The sequence below is a fragment of the Suicoccus acidiformans genome (assembly GCF_003546865.1).
GTDB lineage: Bacteria > Bacillota > Bacilli > Lactobacillales > Aerococcaceae > Suicoccus > Suicoccus acidiformans.
Genome location: NZ_CP023434.1, coordinates 1,172,041 through 1,188,418 on the forward strand (window position 1 = coordinate 1,172,041; position 16,378 = coordinate 1,188,418).

The window sequence follows — 16,378 nt, forward strand, 5'->3', positions numbered from 1 at the left end:
AATTCATTTGAGATTGATCTGCCCATAAAACTCCAATCTAATTATAGTCCTAATACTTCTTTATTCATGATGTTAATAGCTTCTTGTTCTTGTTTATAAGCTTTATATCTTAATTCATTCGCCTTAAAAGCAATATTATTTATTAGTTCAATTTTTTTAATATCTTTTAAAAATGGTACAGATACTTTTTTCAGTTGAATAGGCTCTATAGCGTTCACAACACCACCATATTTTTGTCTATATATTAGTTTTTCCCCATATATAGAATTTAAAAAAATATATATATAACCTACATAGTCTTTTTCACATTGCATTTGAATTAAATTATCACTTATAGCACATTTTCCTATTTGATGAGGCATAGCCATCATTACAGATCCTAATGTACCTCTTGATGGTAATATAATTGAATTTTCTTTTATGAGTAATTCTTTTTCCAACCTATTTTTATGAGCTTTTTTGGATAAGTATTTTCCTGTTTCTGACTTTAACTGAAATAAATCTTTACCTCCTATGAATGGAACTCCATGTTCTTTTGCAACATATATTCTAGTGAATCTTCCAGGCAAAATAATATCTTTTACTAAAGCTTTGTCTTCTAGACACTTTAAATTGGCATGTTTACTCATATGTTTTTCTATAACATCTATCAATGGAATATGATAATTTCCTTCAAGTCTTCCATTTAAATCACTTAGCTTAGTTGAAAAGGAATTAATATTTTTACTATAAGAAAAAGCTTCTTTCTTTAATTCTTCAATTGGAGGTAATTCTAGCTCATCAATCATAATTTTAGTTGCTTCATCAATAAGTTTATTTGATTCATCTCTTTTAGCATATGATTGAAGAATTAAATCGTGAATTTTTTTCTTAATCATATCTGGAGGACTAGGAATAGGCATGTTTTTTAATGCTTCTGGTTCAATTTCTAATATTACTGATCCAAATTTCTCTGCATGCAATAAATTTTGTGCAATATCGGTTTTAAGATAGGCATATACATATCCAGGGAATTTATCAATAACTAACCTTATTGCATGTTCACTAACTAAATATTTTGCTAATGACTTATTTACAAAAGTTACATTACCTATAGTTCCAGATCGAGATATCAAAATTATTTCTTCACTCAAAGAAAGTTGTTTAACCATAGGATTATCGGGAGAAACATATTTTATTGGTTTAGGATAAATATCTAACATTTCTGAACTTCCAAGAAACCCTATAGACGTACTATCTATATCTCTTAAATAATTTCTTTTTGCACGTGGACCATAGTAGCAATCATTAAACCCAATATTATCTGTTCCTAAAGTTATTACTTCATATTTACTATTATTTAATAGCTGTAATGCATGATCTCTATCTATATTAAATGTTGATGCTTCTAGTCGTTTATCTCTAGTTAAAATATCGCTCAAAGTAACACTAGACCAGTTAATATCATCCTTAGGTACTTCAACTATTTCTATTAGTTCTTTTTCTAATTTTTTAGCTGCTGAATTTACCATGATATTCCCTCATTAATCTTCCATTTTCTAAAAATATCTGGCACAAGAATTGTTTGATCGTCAACAATTTTCTCTCTACTTTCCATTTGGGCTGTTTTATCTCCTGCTGATGTTTCATCTAATCTATAGACATTTTGTTTTTCAGGAACCATTATCTCATTTCCTTCATTATCTCTTTTAAAAAGGGTGTTTCCTCTTTTATCATGACCAATTTTGTCAACTATTGCCATATAAATGTTGTAATCAGCCATTTGTCCAGTAGATTCTTCTTTGGATGTTTCTTCTTTTGTTTTCTTTTGTAAGATTAACACTGATGTTTGAGTACCATTTCTTGGTTGGAATGTATCTTCGTGTAAATCGATACTTGCAATAATCTTTGTATTTTTAATTAGCCACTCTCTTATATAGCCAGTGCCTGGTGAACCCAATAGAGCATCAGGAAGAACTATACCCATTCTTCCACCTGGTTTTAAAAATTGATAGCATCTTTCTATAAATAATATTTCAGGGGAAACAGATGATTGGTACCTTTCAGTCATTGTCCATTTACCTGTTTTTTTATCCTGATTCCATATTTGTAAATGCTAAACTAAAGTTACCAGTTTCTGCTAATTAAGTTTTTCCACTTTTGCTACTCATTTACTGGATCATCTTGTACAATATTATTTTCAATATTGAATGAGGTGAATCTATGATAGGAGCAAAATTAATGCTATATATTCAAGTTAAGCAGCTTTATGAGAAAAAGATGAAGATTTCTCAAATAGCTAAGACACTCGGTCTATCCAGGCCAACAGTCCGGAAATATTTAAGTATGTCCTTTGAGGAAGCAGAAGACTGGAGTCATAAGCAAGGAAAGCGTAAGAAAATTCTTGATGAGTACCAAGAGTGGATACTCGAATGGTTGAGGGAATACCCTCATCTTAGCAGTGCTCAAGTCAAGGATTGGTTATTGGAACGCTTTCCGGATTTGAAAGTCGGTGATAGTACTGTGCGACTATATGTCACGCACCTTAGAGAGGTACATCAAATACCTAAGCAGGAAAGTCCGCGACAGTATCAAGCAGTGCCCGAACTGCCAATGGGCCAACAAATACAAGTAGATTGGGGTGAGAGTACACAGAAGACAGATAAAGGAACAAGCATTAAGCTATACGTAATGTGCTTTATTCTGTCGCATTCTCGATACAAATATATGTATTGGCTAGACCGTCCCTTCACAACTCAAGATGCCATTCGTGGCCATGAGTTAGCCTTCCAGTACTTTGGTGGACGAACTGAAGAGATTGTCTATGACCAAGACCGGATCATATCTGTATCAGAGAATGCGGGAGATTTAATATTAACATGTCGCTTTCAACAGTATGTCAATGAAAGAGGCTTTAAAGTCAGCTTGTGTCGTGCAGCGGATCCTGAATCTAAAGGAAAAATTGAAAGTATGGTGAAATATGTAAAACAAAACTTTGCTGATAGTCGCGTATATTCTAATCTTGATAATTGGAATAAACGTGCCATCCGATGGCTCGAGCGAACAGGCAATGAGAAGAAACATGAAGTAACGAAAAAAAGACCCAGAGAAGTATTCGCTACCGAAAAAGAATACTTAATCCAGGTCCCTCAATTAAACACATTTCCAGATGTGATTAACACAAGTATAACAAGAAAAATTAGTAAAGACAATACAGTCATGTATAAGAGTAATCGATATTCCGTTCCGCTTGGAACGTATGGCGCATTGCCTCACAATCAATGCTTAGTGTCACTGACTGATGAAGAACTATCAGTGATACATCCTGTTACACAGGAAGTGATAGCCACGCACAAATTAAATCAAGGAAAAGGAGCATTAATCCAAAAGAAAAGCCACTGTCGTGACAAAAACCGAAGTTCACAACATTTGAAAGAGTCATTACTAAAGCAGCTTCAAACAGATACGATTGCGACTCGCTATGTGAAGACCGTTTGTAAGAACTATCCTCGTTATCAAATTGATCAACTGACGATGATTCAATCGGTTGTAGATGACGATATAAACATCGCTATTAAAGGGATACACCAATGTGACAAGCTCAACTTATACAGCGCAAATGATCTACGCTTGATAGTTCAATCTTTAAAGCAGCGCGAAGCATCTGAACGCATTGATATTGATGGATCTAGTGATAATACAATGAGGGATACCTATTATGTAACGACTAGACCCATGTCAATATATACAGACATTCTGAAAGGGAGTGAACACAAATGACACAGTCTGTCAGTGACCTTCAAGAGAGCTTCAAGCAGCTGAAATTAGGTGAAACAGCGCAACAGTTACCGATACTGTTAAGGCAAGCAGAGCAAGACAACTTGACCTATTTGGAATTTTTAACGGAGTTGGTAAGATACGAACAAACACAACGAGACGCCAAGCGTGTAGAACGGTATATGAAATGGGCACAATTTCCCTATCATAAACGTTTGTCACAATTTGATATTCAGGCTCAACAGAGTCTAAGCCAGCGACAATTAAAGCAATTAGGCGAACTAACTTGGATTGATGACCAGTTCAATTTGATTTTACTGGGACCTCCAGGCGTTGGCAAGACGGCTTTAAGTGTAGGCCTTGGCATTGAGGCGATTGAACAAGGCTATCGAGTGATGTTCGTGACTATGGGGCAATTAATGACCTATTTAAAAACTGAAGAATTCACACGCAAATCGCAAATTCAACTGAACCGCATACGCCAGGCCGATTTAGTCATCGTTGATGATTTAATGTATATGGCGATGGAAACTTATGAAGCGAACTTGTTTTTCCAGTTGATAAGTCAATTATATGAACATTCATCGCTAATAATTAGCTCAAATAAAGCCCCAGATCACTGGGGTGAGCTAATTGGTGATCCTGGCATTACAACGGCTATATTAGACCGAATTTTACACAGAGTAGAGGTGATTAATCTAAACGGTGATAGTTACCGCATGAAAAATAATCAGAAAATTTTTTCCGCTGAAACTTAGCAGAAGTGGAAAATATTATTTAGCAAAAAGTGGAAAATTTTACTTGACGGTAACAATATTCTGGCAAGCTCAAATTGAGATAATATAGCATGATCTTTTATTGGGATTTTACTACCAAATGGTGGATTAGTTACAATTACATCAAAAAATCCTATATCATATTGATTTATAATTAATTTTTTATCAATTTGTAAAGCTGACGATAATCTTGTTTTAAAATCATCTGTCCATTCATGAGGAGGTAAGAGGGAATTTGTTTGAAGAATATTTCCGCTACCATCATTATTCATAACCATGTTCATCTTTGTCGCTTTTACCAAATCTGGATTTATATCAAATCCAAAATAGTTATTTTTTGCCATATCAGAAATTTTATCTTGGAACGCTTTTTTTTCATAATCATTCCAGTTTTCTTTATCTTTTCCAATATATTTTGTAAATTCTGACCTTAATTGCTTCATGGCATGAGTCATAGCAGTTACAAGAAATCCCCCCGTTCCACAAGATGAGTCCAAAACTTTCTCATCAATAGTAGGATTAATCATTTCAACAACCATCTGCATTACATTTCTAGGTGTGAAAAATTCACCACGATCGCCCCTTAGGTTAGCACCAACTATTTCTTCATATGCTTTTCCCTTTATGTCTATTCTTGTATTCAATAAACTATATTTTTGTAATTCACTTACAATATAGGATAGTGTTCTTGGGTGAAGATTTATTCCATCGTTCGCTTCAAAAATTTTTGCATTTTTTTCTCTTTTTTTACTCTTTCAAATATTTTTTCTATCCTATTTTTTACAGTTAATTGGCCGTCTCCATTAGATCTTTCTTCACTTGTTGCATAAAACTCTAATGGTTTTGGTATATTTCTCTCATCTTCAATTTTACAAAAAATAACTTTTAAAAGCTCAAAAAAAGCAGGTTGTTTTTGCATTCCTTCATTCACATAAATATGGTTATGACATGTTTTGAATGTGAATAACAAATTGTCATCTGATGCGTTTTTTAGAGTTGTTCTTTTAGGTCTATTAATATCATCTAAGCTTCCATCAGCTGATGGAATGTCATTATAATCCATGAATTGTATAGATCCAGTATCATCTATATATTTTTTGAACACAAACTTTTCTTTACTATTTGTCCACATGCCCCATTCTGCATTGGAACAGGCTGACATATATGATTTTAATTGAGCAACCCCATCTTTAGAGTTACTAGCTTCAATTTTTTCACTTTTACATTCAATAATAATTTTTATGTTTTCTTGTATTTTATCAACTTTTCCATCAGGAAATATAACTATGTCTGCTCTCTTTTTACCAGAACCAATTTGAACTGTATATTCAATGCTTATTTGATCTCGATTATATTTATGTTCGTTTATTAGTCTTTTTTCAATAGTTTGACGTACATATTCTTCTGGCGTATCTTTTCTAAATTTTCCATCTATATAATCACATATCTTACCTTCAGGTATAACTATTACTTTTGATTCCATTTAAAGTTCTCCTTTATTTCTTTGCAATTTAATAAGATCGCCAACTTCGACATTTAGCGCTATACAAATTCTTGCTAATACGTCAAGATCTATTCGTTTTACTTTATTATTTACATATGAGTTTAATTGACTTCTTTGTAAATTAGCATTTTCTTCAAGCCAATTCTTGCTAATATTTTTTCATTAAGTACTTCATTTAACGTAAATATAATTTCATTGCTCATTATTGGACCCCTATATAAACACATATATAATATCAAATAAAATAAGTTTCTACAACTGTACATATAGACAGCTCTATAAACTTATATAGCTTGTTTCTTTCTTAATAAAAAGGAATGTATATCCCATGATTCTTTTGACAATTATTCTGTTTTTTTCTTTTATATAATTAATATCTTCCTTATAAATAACGCCAGTTGTATTAGTCGCTTTTGCAATCTGGTTTATGTTATTCGTTACATTTGAAATCAGCTATTGTAGATCTCTAAATAGTTCTAGGTCTACAACATAAATTTCTTTTTTCTAATACACATTCTCTAAAGATTACATGACGAATCGCTATAAATATTCCAGCTTACGAAATACCTATTCCATTAATATAGTGAATACGGTTGACTTGCTCCGCAAGTCATTTGATAAGTAGCATAATTTCAAAAAAGCACAAGGGTAAATACACTAGAATTCGTACGACTAAAGGTCTACGACTTCTACGCCCTTGTGCTTTTTTGAAATCACGCTACTTGTTGAAGTAAGCCAGCCAAACTGGTAAATAGAAAGGAAGGATAACAATGTTTGCTTATTATATGGAAAGACCGAATACCCCTGCTCCAATCATTACTAAAACAGAAAATTTTATGGTTAAACATCATCTAGAGCATTTGATTCCTACAATTGAAGAACTATGGTATTTTTTAAGAGCTTATAAAGAACCGCCCCACTTTTTTAATTGTTATGCTTGTTTATTATTTGCTAATTTGGTTAATGGGTTAGTGTTGGAATATGACTTAAAAGAAGAGGATTTTGACTATTATATCAATGGTTTAGATACGCATTTATATTATCAAGGAGAAGAGGATTTTTTTAATAAGCTTGAAGAAATCATGGTAAAAAAGCAATGTGTTTAACAATCATTCACTTCTTGCCACGGTGGCAAGAAGTGAAAAATTCATAGAACCATGGTAAAATAATAATTAAGAGGTGACGACATGGAAATTACACCTACACATGATTTACTGTTTAAGAAGATTTTTGCGAGTGAATCGAATAAACATATTCTAAAACATTTTGTAGAGGATATTTTAGAGATTCAACTTGAAACACTGCAGATTATGAACCCTTATCATATTAGTGAATTTAAGAATATAGATGAGGACAATATTGACTATACAGAAGTTGATATTCTTGCACAAACAGAGGGCGGTTAACGGATCACAATTGAATTACAATTAGCTAATCATAAAAGTTTTTTAGAGCGTACCCTGTACTACGCCTGTAAATCCTATATTGATAATTTCAATAATCCTGAACTAATGACGAATCGCTATAAATATTCTAGCTTACGGAACACGTATGCCATTAGTATTTTAGGATTTCATCTTTTTGACAATACCTTCCCAACGGTTACCCATTTTGATTTTAAAGAAAGAGAGACTCATTTCTTGTTAAGTGAAGCGAGGATGCACACGATTGTTCTTTCTTATTTTACATTATCGAATGGCAATTTTAATAATAGACAAGTTGAATTTTGGCAAAAATATTTTACAAATCAGGAAATTACAGATGAGATGCCGACTTATATTCAAGAAGCCAAACAATTAGCCCATCAAAATAATTTGAGCAAGGAGGAATTAGAGATGGCAGAAGCACTATCTAAACGTCAACAGATTCAAATGGCAAGAGAAGAGTTTGTTCGTGATGAGGGAATTGAACAAGGAATTGAACAAGGAATTGAACTAGGAATCGAACAAGGAAAAGAAGATTTGATTTTCCTTATGTATAAAAAAGGAACTGAATTAACAGAAATTGTTCAATTGACCGATTATACAGAAGAAGAGATTAAAAGGATTTTGAAAAAATATAATCAATAAGCATTAGCGCCCTACTTCTTTATTGAAGTGAGGGTGTTATTTTATGACAGTTAAAGCAACTCAAAGCGAGTTGCTTTTTATTTTGGCTGTTTGATTTATTCAATTAAAGCATTCTATCTATCTTAGGAAGAATACATTATAAGATTGTTAGCTATGCTATATCCTCTTTGTATACTTTTTTATAAAAGCTATACACATTTTTCAACTTTCTATCTTAGGGCTAGTAGTGTGAGATAATTGTTTTTTACGCCGAATGTTACAATTCATTTTTTATATCTTATCAAAGTACTTTTACTAATACCTGTCATTTGAGTAACTTCCTTATAAGTATGATTATCAAGCAAAGATAGAGCATGTTCTATTTGCTGCTTTGAATATTTACGAGGTCGCCCTTCTTTAAAGTTTGGATTTTGCTTAGCAAGTGCTTTACCCTCTTGAGTTCTCTCCACTATTAGATCTCTTTCAAATTCAGCAAAGGCGCTAAATATGGTGAAGATCAGCCTACCTGTAGGCGTATTGTCGATGACTCCCATGTTCAAGACATGAACCGTGACACCTTTATCAAAAAGGGTTTTAATCGTTTCTAAAGCCCCTGATGTTGATCTCGCAAATCTGTCTAACTTAGTTATAACGAGTATATCGCCTTGCTCTATTGTTTCAAGCAGCTTGTTGAATTGTGTTCTTTCGATTTTAGTTCCTGTAAATTTTTCCTGAAATATTTTTTCGCAACCAGCTTGTTCTAATTGATTGAGTTGCGATTGCAAATCCTGCTGATAGGTACTGACCCTAGCGTAACCATAAATCATCCATTTCACCCCTAATCTGCATGTACTTATGAACCTAGGTTATGACACCCTCATAACTTTGATCATACGCTAGTTGGTTATTGGTGTCAATACTTTGAAGTTATGACACCTTTTGATAGATGGACGACACTATTATGTTAGGGGATCCGTAAGAAGTCATGGTTTGTTTTTGTATTGGGTTGGATGATATAAAAAATGGTGATATAATGAATTTATTGAAAAAATTAATTTTTCATTTATTTAGAGATGAATCAATAGAGGAGCACTTAATATAAGAGAAAAATATATAGGTTTAAGCAAAATTTTATAGACTTGTTAGAAATTTGTTATATCTCCTTGCTATAATAGTTATGGATTAAGCAAGGAGGTTGTTATATGACAAATGAAATATTAAAAATAAATGACTTAAATAAGTCTTTCGCCAAAAGAAAGGTTAAAGAAAGGTTATTAATAAGTTAGATTAAACTGTCAGTCGAGGAGATATATATGGATTTATTGGAGCGAATGGTCAAGGAAAAACGACGACAATCAGAATGATTACGGGGCTAGTTGTCCCTGATTCAGGTAAAATATTAATCAACGGGAAGTCAGTTTTTAATGAAAAGAAAACTTCATTAAAAAATTTAGGTGCCATGGTCGAAGCTCCTAGATTTTATGAAAATCTATCAGGATATGAAAATTTGAAATTAATGGCAAATCTTATTGATAATGTAGGGGAAAAAGAAATACAAAAGTGCTTGAACTCGTTCATCTAAGTGACAAACAAAAAGATTAGTTTTCTAATTATTCTATGGGAATGAAGCAAAGACTAGGAATAGCCAATGCCTTACTTGGAAATTCAGATTTGATTATTCTTGACGAACCGACAAATGGTCTAGATCCAAATGGAATGGAAGAAATAAATGAACTCATAATTTATCTTGCGAAGACCTTTCAAAAGACTTTTTTATATTCTCTCATCTTCTTACGAGATAGAAGGGATATGCAATGCAAGATAGAAATTGATGATATGGAGGGGGCATCCCCTACCATCACACCCTTTGGAATGGCTGCACTGCTTCCAAATATTAGGCTCCAAACTGAATTTAGAAATAATAACCTCAAAGTTCTTATTGATGGAGAGTCAACTGATATGCCTAATAGACAAAAAGTTTTACAAAAGGCTAACAAGAATTCTAGAGTGCTCAAATATGATGATTTAATTCATATGAAGAGGGAAGAGAGAAAAGCTGAAGTAAAAGGTATGGAAGTTGTTTATATCTATCATGATCAAATAGATGCAGCTGGGCATGCATCAGAGTCTGGAGTTTTTTCTGCCTGTGATAAGACCATTGTTGAAATAAAGAATCTAGTTAGAATACTTGTGAATGATTTTTCTGCTGCTAATATTATGATTACCTCAGATCATGGCTTTCTCTATACTTATGAAAAGTTTACTGAGGTTGATAAGATATCTAAAGAAAACTTTGAAGGACTTGTTGAATATGGTAGAAGATATGCAATAATGGATGAATATGCTAATCCAAGTTTCTTGATGCCCATAAAATTTGTTGATGAAAAATCTGGACTTAAGGGATTTGCACCAAAGTATAATATTCGTACCAAAAAGCATGGTGGAGGAATTAATTTTGTCCATGGGGGATCTCACTTCAAGAAATGGTTGTTTCATTGATTAGATATAGGCATTTAAGAAATGATAATAAAGAATATCTGAGAAATAGGAATGAATATGATGTAAAACCCATGGAACTTAATATTCTTTCCACAGGAAGAAAAATTAGCAATATGATTTTCAACCTATCTTTATATCAGAGTGAAATGCTTTCTGTAAATAGAGAAGCAGCTAATTTCCTTCTTTACTTTGTTGACGAATATGGAGAAAAAATTTCTGATGAAGTCCGTATTATAGCTGATAAGAATACTGACAATGAACAAGATAGGGTATTTAATGTAATATTCAACTTGAAAGCTGGAAAATATGACAATAAAAAGGCTTATAAGCTTGTCATCTATGAAGAGTCAGGTCAAATTCTTCCAAAAAAGATTGAGTTTGCTATAGATATTCCCTTTGCCACAGGTGAATATGATTTCTTTAGTTAATAATTATTATGTACAATCTTGTTTATCTAAATATATAGATTTTAATATTTACACTTAAAAGCAACTTATGTATGTATTATAAGGGGGGATAATTTGAAATTTGTAGAATACAAAGATAGTGAAGATAAGAAAAAATTATTAGAATTTTTAGAAAATGCCGAGTGGAAACCAGGTCCTTTGACAGCTCAGACTATAAAAAATGGGAATTATGAAGAAAAATTTGGGGGTGGTGGTCTTTTCTTTTATTTAGAAGATGATCTTCCACTAGCCTTTGGATCTTTGGTTAAGGAGGACTATATCAAAAAACCAGGACTAAAACCTTGGATTGCTATGATTTATGTCGATCCTAAATCAAGGGGGAGGAGATTATCAGAAAAGATGACCTTATTTTTAGAGAATAAAGCTAAAGAACTAGCTTATGATAAGGTTTATATTATGACACAACACAAGGGACTTTATGAAAAATATGGATATGAACTTCAAGAAATAGTATATGGTAATATTCATGGAGAAGATTATTTGTATAAAAAATCCCTTATATAAATTATAGTAATAAGGTGAACTTGAATTGGTGTTCATCTCCTATAAATAATAATATAAACTCGATTAAAGAATTTAAATTTTTTAAACAAAGACCCTTTACGAGATAAATGAACTGACCTCAAAAAGTTGGACTCAAAACCAACTTAGAGGAGGTCAGTTTTTTCATGACAAAATATAGTACAGAATTTAAGATGAAAATAGTACAAGAATACTTCAATAAAGAAGGAGGATATTAATATTTAACTGATAAATATGGACTCAGTGATCATTCAGTAGTCAGAAGATGGGTTAATTCATACAAAACACAAGGAAAGGACATCATCAAAGACATTAAATGTTCTTAATGCATTGTAAACTTGCTCTGCCTTTTCATGGCTCCATTCAGAAGATCTGCAGTAATCTAAGTCCACAACAATGTAAGAAACACGCTTAATAGTATCTAAGTCGATAATTGCTTTGTTTGTTGTATTATTAAATGAGGGGAACCTCTCAGCAACTGAAATGTAAATATTTTTTTGTTATAATATTGAAGGCTATTAAGTTCTATAAATTTAACTGTATGCTTTCTACTTTTAATCTTTCTATCAAATACTGACCGTCTTTATCTGGAAAATTTATGTCCAATAGTGCCACATCCATGTCTACATTCATCTTATAGCTTACTTCGTAAAAAAGATGATGCAATTTCTTTTTATCCTCTATAATCAAAAACACTCTTCATTTTAATCCTCTCATGTATCAACTTTGAAATCTATTAAACTATTATGTTCTATAGTTTGTATCTATAAGCAATTTAAGACTATAGAGCAGTAATCACACTTATACTATACCATTCACTTACATTAAAAACAGACCCTTACGGATCTGTGTGCTTTTAAAAATTTATTTTATTTTCTCAAGAAGAACCACTGATTCTATATGTGTCGGGCATAAGGGATGAAGTGATCTCGGGATGTTGGATAGGGAGTATGGTTGGAAAACACATTTAAATCTTTTTTTTTACAATATCAGTGAACCTCGGACGATCTTTGCAGGACAACTATAATCGATCCACAACCATTTTATGCCCAAAAAATGAACATGAAAGAAAAATAACTATGGATAAACCATAATTTGAATTTTGGTCGATTGAAATGGTTTCACTGCTTAGAAACTGACTCTGAGCAATAATATGAGTGACAATTTGAAGATCTCTCAAAACAAGAGCAATACCAACATAGAATATAGCGTTCATAAGGAAGTAAATCATTATTAAGGTGATTTTTTTATTACTTATAATACCATGTCCTTTATTCAAAATGAAACATAAAGCTATGCTTATTACTACAGGTCCTACTATAAATAACATAAACTGTACTATATTTAAATGGTCTTTAGTCATCAAGAAACAGATAAAACTTAAAATGTTGAGTAGTAATGCTGCTATCATATTTTTTATCATTTGTTTAGACATTTTACATACCTCCTATCATATTGTTAACAAAGTGTATTAAAATAGGAATTTCTATTTTCTTAGTACGATAGTATAAATACCCCATCAACAGAGCTCCAGGGAACCGATTAATCAGATTATCTGTAATGGGACGATTTTGATGAGTTATAAAGGCAAAAATGAGACTAGAAATAACCACACACCAAAAACCAGATAATCCACCATTTCTTAATTCATGAATCAACATCCCTCTGGCCCATATTTCTTCGCATATTGCAATAATAAGGGTCTGAACTCCAAAATATAAAATTTCTATTTTAAAATCACGATACCAATAAATCGTTAAGGTGACTATTACGATCGAAAATATAAACATAATGTAATCTCTACATTTGAAATCTCTTAGACCCATATTCTTTAACGAGATATCCGCATTAGTATTGTGCTTTAGGAAAATATAAGGGACAACTATAAACGATATTGGCAATACAAGGGCTGTTTGTACTATTCCATACTCATCGAAAAAATTGCTGACCGGGATGAGTATTAAAGTGAAAATAACCGTTATAATTTGAGGCAATAGAGTCAGAATAAAAAATCTCGCCACATCTAATTTTTGATCTTTTTCTTCCATAAGTTTGTACTCCATTTTTAACGAATACTAGTAGTAATCAATCAATTTTATTTATTAAAACCCAATGTAATAAAATGCCGCGATAATAAGAGGAATAGCTCCGCATAAAAAAATTAACAATGATAATATGGCTTTTTTCTTGTAATTAGTAAAATCAATTTTCTCATCAATCGTTAATTCTCTGCGCGTATATTTTCGACGTGAGAGTAAATAAGTAAGCAAACCAGCCCCCTTGCCATCTGATAGAGCAAAAAATCCCCGTAGATTTGGGGACTTCATCCCCCTAGCTTTAGCATCAATAAAAATCATGTGGTAAAGATTATAATTTAACATAATCGCTCCCATGATAAAAACCGCTCCAGCTATCACCATTGTTATTAGATAAGCATTCATTATAATGACCTCCTTTAAAAACGACTAATTATTTCAAAATATATAATTCCCACCATCACGATTGAAATCACAAAGATTATCACTAAAGCAAATTGGAAAGAAATCCAACGGCTCATAAATAAGCTGCATAAAATAGCTACTACGCCTAATAAAATACTGCGAATTAAAAACTTATTACTTTTGACAACATCCGTACTCTCATTTAAATGACCCATATAATCTTCACTCCCTTTCAATAAGACATCGAGACTCACCTGGTAAAGATTACTTAAGTGGATAACATTCATGAGATCCGGATAAGTTTTATCATTTTCCCAATTTGAAATGGATTGCCTAGAGACACCAATTTCCTCGGCAACTTTTTCTTGAGTTAACCCCGATTGTAAACGTGCTTCCCTCAATAGATGTCCAATCGTCATAACTGTTCCCCTTTCCTAATTCTACTTTAAGATGATGAAGGAAAAAATACTATCGAATGCTTTTTACATCAGCTAAATATTTTGACAAAATTCATTGTCAGGTGGTTAAAAAAGCTGTAAAAATTATTTGACATGCCTTTATATCAAGCTTTAAAGTTCATACACATCAGGCACAATTCATAAAAATATTCTTATCTTTTGCTAATAATTATACCAAAAAGAGAGACCCCAGATATGCTCATCGTTCAATAAAATTTATCTCTACAGTAAGCCAATATTGATTGTATCAGTAATCTCTTTCAGATGCCTGGAGATGCTCTTTGTTTGAGTCCCCATTTGATGTTGTTATTTCAACTTTCGTTTTCTGCTTGAGCTATGGATTCCATAATTGTGATGATGAGGTATCTATCGTCTTCTATACTATCCAGGCTTTCTTATTCAAAGATAATTCTGGCAATTGCTTCTCTGATGATTTTTAAGGATTCAAGGACATCTACTGTATTTCTTCCAAAGCAGCTGAGACTTTTTGGTAAGTACAATTTGTATGTCTTTCTTTTAAAATACAAAATCTTTAGTTCAGTGGTCTCTTTGCAACCTTATTTTATACTTTTTCAATAAATACCACGCACTCAACATGCCAAGTCTGTATTAAATAATCATCAAGAAACCAGTATACCTTTTAACGCCCCACCTAACAATTTAACGCCACCCACTATCTTAAGATCACAAGGGTGCAACTCACCATCTCCACCACCTATACTATAGAAAATTACAAGCAAACTGAAATAATTACAGAAAATGAAGGGCAACTTCTGTCCACAGAGGTTGATGTTCGAGCAGTCACATCATCAGGAGCCATTGTAACCATTGAAATGCAAATTCAACTAGCCAAAACTTTTATCGATAGAACACAGTTTTATGCTTTCTCTACTTATGTCAATAATTATGCAAATAATCCAGCGGCTAAGGATAAGTATGCTTCGATTCAAGATGTATATAGCATTAACATTTGTGACTCACCACTGTTAGATCCTAATGATCGTGCTGTACGACAGTATGAGTTATTAGACCTTGAGTCTTATGAATCTATTCGATAATTAACTAGACATAGGATTCATACCGTTTCGATGATTTACATGGATTTGACAAATAGAAATATTAAGGAAAGTCATTCGGCTTATCACTGGTGGCGGTACTTTAATGGATTAGAGCCATTAGAGATTGCCCCTGAATACATCTTTCAAGCAATTGATGTCGTTAATGCAGCTAATTTAAATCAGGAGGAGATTGAAATGATAACGCAAGCTGAATATAAAAAAGCGAATGCGGAGGCTTACGCTCAAGATGTCTACGAACAGGGAGCTGATCAGGAGCGAGTTAAAACTATCAAAAGTATGTTAAAGTTGAATTATAATTTAGAAGATATTGCTAAAGTTTTTGATATGACAGTCGAAGAAGTGCAGTATTTAGCAAAACGTTAGTTTTTTAGCAACCTACTTTCTTTAGTGGGTTGCTATTTTTAAACATCTGACGAACTAATATTTTAAGCAATTTCACTTTATGCCACGATGGCATAAAGTGAAAAGGAAGCTAAGTTTACTTTCGCAAACCTAGCTTCCTTTTTTATGCGGGCATTTTATCAGTGATTTCTGTGTGCACTTCAATAGAATCGCTAATCATTTGATGGAGCGATGGATCTAAGCGATCAACTATTTTTGCTTGCTTAGCTTTAAAATCAATGCAGCGTATTTGAACAGTATCGATACACCACTGTGCCATAATCTCTTATAAGTTTCTAAACATTACGTATTAATTCCGGTTGTTTGTGTATATGTCAAATGAAAAAGGGACCACCTTGCCGTTGAAAAAGGGACCACCCTTTGGATCAATGTAACGGCTTAGACTAGTTTTTGAAAAGTTAGTTAAGAAGAAAGTGTCTCAGCGTT

The 16,378-nt window shown here is 32.5% G+C and carries 19 protein-coding genes and 2 pseudogenes; 10 read left to right on the forward strand and 11 right to left on the reverse strand.

Features of this window, described 5'->3' with window-relative positions; genetic code table 11:
- Positions 1-41: 41 nt before the first annotated feature.
- Together CL176_RS05555 and CL176_RS05560 are read right to left on the reverse strand one after the other, a co-directional pair.
- Positions 42-1,511: a restriction endonuclease subunit S gene (locus CL176_RS05555; RefSeq protein WP_118990413.1), complete on the reverse strand. Its 1,470-nt coding sequence runs from the start codon at positions 1,509-1,511 to the stop codon at positions 42-44.
- Positions 1,505-2,086 (reverse strand): N-6 DNA methylase, encoded by a 582-nt coding sequence (locus tag CL176_RS05560; protein WP_338053776.1) that lies wholly within the window; start codon positions 2,084-2,086, stop codon positions 1,505-1,507. The genes CL176_RS05555 and CL176_RS05560 overlap by 7 nt, the downstream gene beginning before the upstream one ends.
- Before the next feature lie 116 nt (positions 2,087-2,202).
- Between CL176_RS05560 and istA the strand changes: the two genes are divergently transcribed.
- Complete coding sequence (gene istA, locus CL176_RS05565; RefSeq protein ID WP_240430329.1) at positions 2,203-3,759, forward strand: IS21 family transposase; 1,557 nt, start codon at positions 2,203-2,205, stop codon at positions 3,757-3,759.
- A complete protein-coding gene (gene istB, locus CL176_RS05570; RefSeq protein ID WP_118989491.1) occupies positions 3,756-4,514 on the forward strand; it encodes an IS21-like element helper ATPase IstB in 759 nt (252 codons plus the stop codon). Before istA ends, istB begins: the two co-directional genes overlap by 4 nt.
- Here istB and CL176_RS12475 read toward each other — a convergent pair.
- The 4 genes and pseudogenes from CL176_RS12475 to CL176_RS12485 all read right to left on the reverse strand — a co-directional run.
- Positions 4,511-5,176: an HsdM family class I SAM-dependent methyltransferase gene (locus CL176_RS12475; RefSeq protein ID WP_205528147.1), complete on the reverse strand. Its 666-nt coding sequence runs from the start codon at positions 5,174-5,176 to the stop codon at positions 4,511-4,513. The genes istB and CL176_RS12475 overlap by 4 nt on opposite strands.
- 56 nt (positions 5,177-5,232) lie before the next feature.
- Complete coding sequence (locus CL176_RS12480; RefSeq protein WP_205528148.1) at positions 5,233-6,015, reverse strand: type I restriction enzyme HsdR N-terminal domain-containing protein; 783 nt, start codon at positions 6,013-6,015, stop codon at positions 5,233-5,235.
- Positions 6,016-6,189, reverse strand: a complete 174-nt coding sequence (locus CL176_RS05580; RefSeq protein ID WP_118991576.1) for a helix-turn-helix domain-containing protein — start codon at positions 6,187-6,189, stop codon at positions 6,016-6,018.
- A gap of 131 nt (positions 6,190-6,320) precedes the next feature.
- Positions 6,321-6,556 (reverse strand): annotated as a pseudogene (locus tag CL176_RS12485) (plasmid mobilization relaxosome protein MobC); the annotation flags it as partial.
- A 250-nt stretch (positions 6,557-6,806) separates the two neighbouring features.
- Here CL176_RS12485 and CL176_RS05590 point away from each other — a divergent pair.
- Positions 6,807-7,142 (forward strand): hypothetical protein, encoded by a 336-nt coding sequence (locus tag CL176_RS05590; RefSeq protein WP_118990414.1) that lies wholly within the window; start codon positions 6,807-6,809, stop codon positions 7,140-7,142.
- An 81-nt stretch (positions 7,143-7,223) separates the two neighbouring features.
- Positions 7,224-8,105: pseudogene (locus CL176_RS05600) on the forward strand (Rpn family recombination-promoting nuclease/putative transposase).
- A gap of 263 nt (positions 8,106-8,368) precedes the next feature.
- On the opposite strand, the gene CL176_RS05605 reads toward CL176_RS05600, so the two are convergent.
- A complete protein-coding gene (locus tag CL176_RS05605; protein WP_118990416.1) occupies positions 8,369-8,911 on the reverse strand; it encodes a recombinase family protein in 543 nt (180 codons plus the stop codon).
- A gap of 494 nt (positions 8,912-9,405) precedes the next feature.
- Here CL176_RS05605 and CL176_RS12675 point away from each other — a divergent pair, with 494 nt between their 5' ends.
- From CL176_RS12675 to CL176_RS05620, 4 genes are all read left to right on the forward strand, one after another.
- Entirely contained in the window at positions 9,406-9,666 is a 261-nt protein-coding gene (locus CL176_RS12675) for an ATP-binding cassette domain-containing protein (protein WP_338053778.1), read from the forward strand.
- A gap of 41 nt (positions 9,667-9,707) precedes the next feature.
- Entirely contained in the window at positions 9,708-10,583 is an 876-nt protein-coding gene (locus tag CL176_RS12680) for a PglZ domain-containing protein (RefSeq protein ID WP_276102179.1), read from the forward strand.
- Positions 10,584-10,654: 71 nt separating this feature from the next.
- Positions 10,655-11,011 (forward strand): hypothetical protein, encoded by a 357-nt coding sequence (locus CL176_RS05615; RefSeq protein WP_162890840.1) that lies wholly within the window; start codon positions 10,655-10,657, stop codon positions 11,009-11,011.
- A 93-nt stretch (positions 11,012-11,104) separates the two neighbouring features.
- Positions 11,105-11,554, forward strand: a complete 450-nt coding sequence (locus tag CL176_RS05620; RefSeq protein ID WP_162890841.1) for a GNAT family N-acetyltransferase — start codon at positions 11,105-11,107, stop codon at positions 11,552-11,554.
- 1,039 nt (positions 11,555-12,593) lie between these two features.
- On the opposite strand, the gene CL176_RS05630 is transcribed toward CL176_RS05620, so the two are convergent.
- Genes CL176_RS05630 through CL176_RS05645 form a run of 4 tightly spaced genes read right to left on the reverse strand, consistent with a single transcriptional unit; the run spans position 12,594 to position 14,432 of the window.
- A complete protein-coding gene (locus CL176_RS05630; protein ID WP_118990419.1) occupies positions 12,594-13,007 on the reverse strand; it encodes a hypothetical protein in 414 nt (137 codons plus the stop codon).
- Between the two features lies 1 nt (position 13,008).
- Positions 13,009-13,620: a CPBP family intramembrane glutamic endopeptidase gene (locus CL176_RS05635; RefSeq protein WP_162890842.1), complete on the reverse strand. Its 612-nt coding sequence runs from the start codon at positions 13,618-13,620 to the stop codon at positions 13,009-13,011.
- A 54-nt stretch (positions 13,621-13,674) separates the two neighbouring features.
- Complete coding sequence (locus CL176_RS05640; RefSeq protein WP_118990421.1) at positions 13,675-14,013, reverse strand: hypothetical protein; 339 nt, start codon at positions 14,011-14,013, stop codon at positions 13,675-13,677.
- A gap of 14 nt (positions 14,014-14,027) precedes the next feature.
- Positions 14,028-14,432 (reverse strand): helix-turn-helix domain-containing protein, encoded by a 405-nt coding sequence (locus CL176_RS05645; RefSeq protein WP_118990422.1) that lies wholly within the window; start codon positions 14,430-14,432, stop codon positions 14,028-14,030.
- Between the two features lie 731 nt (positions 14,433-15,163).
- On the opposite strand from CL176_RS05645, the gene CL176_RS05650 reads away from it, so the two are divergent.
- Both CL176_RS05650 and CL176_RS05655 read left to right on the forward strand, forming a co-directional pair.
- The gene (locus CL176_RS05650) at positions 15,164-15,529 is read left to right on the forward strand and encodes a PD-(D/E)XK nuclease family transposase (RefSeq protein WP_162890843.1); all 366 of its coding nucleotides are present in this window, start codon (positions 15,164-15,166) and stop codon (positions 15,527-15,529) included.
- 30 nt (positions 15,530-15,559) lie between these two features.
- Entirely contained in the window at positions 15,560-15,913 is a 354-nt protein-coding gene (locus tag CL176_RS05655; protein WP_118990424.1) for a hypothetical protein, read from the forward strand.
- Positions 15,914-16,378 lie beyond the last annotated feature (465 nt).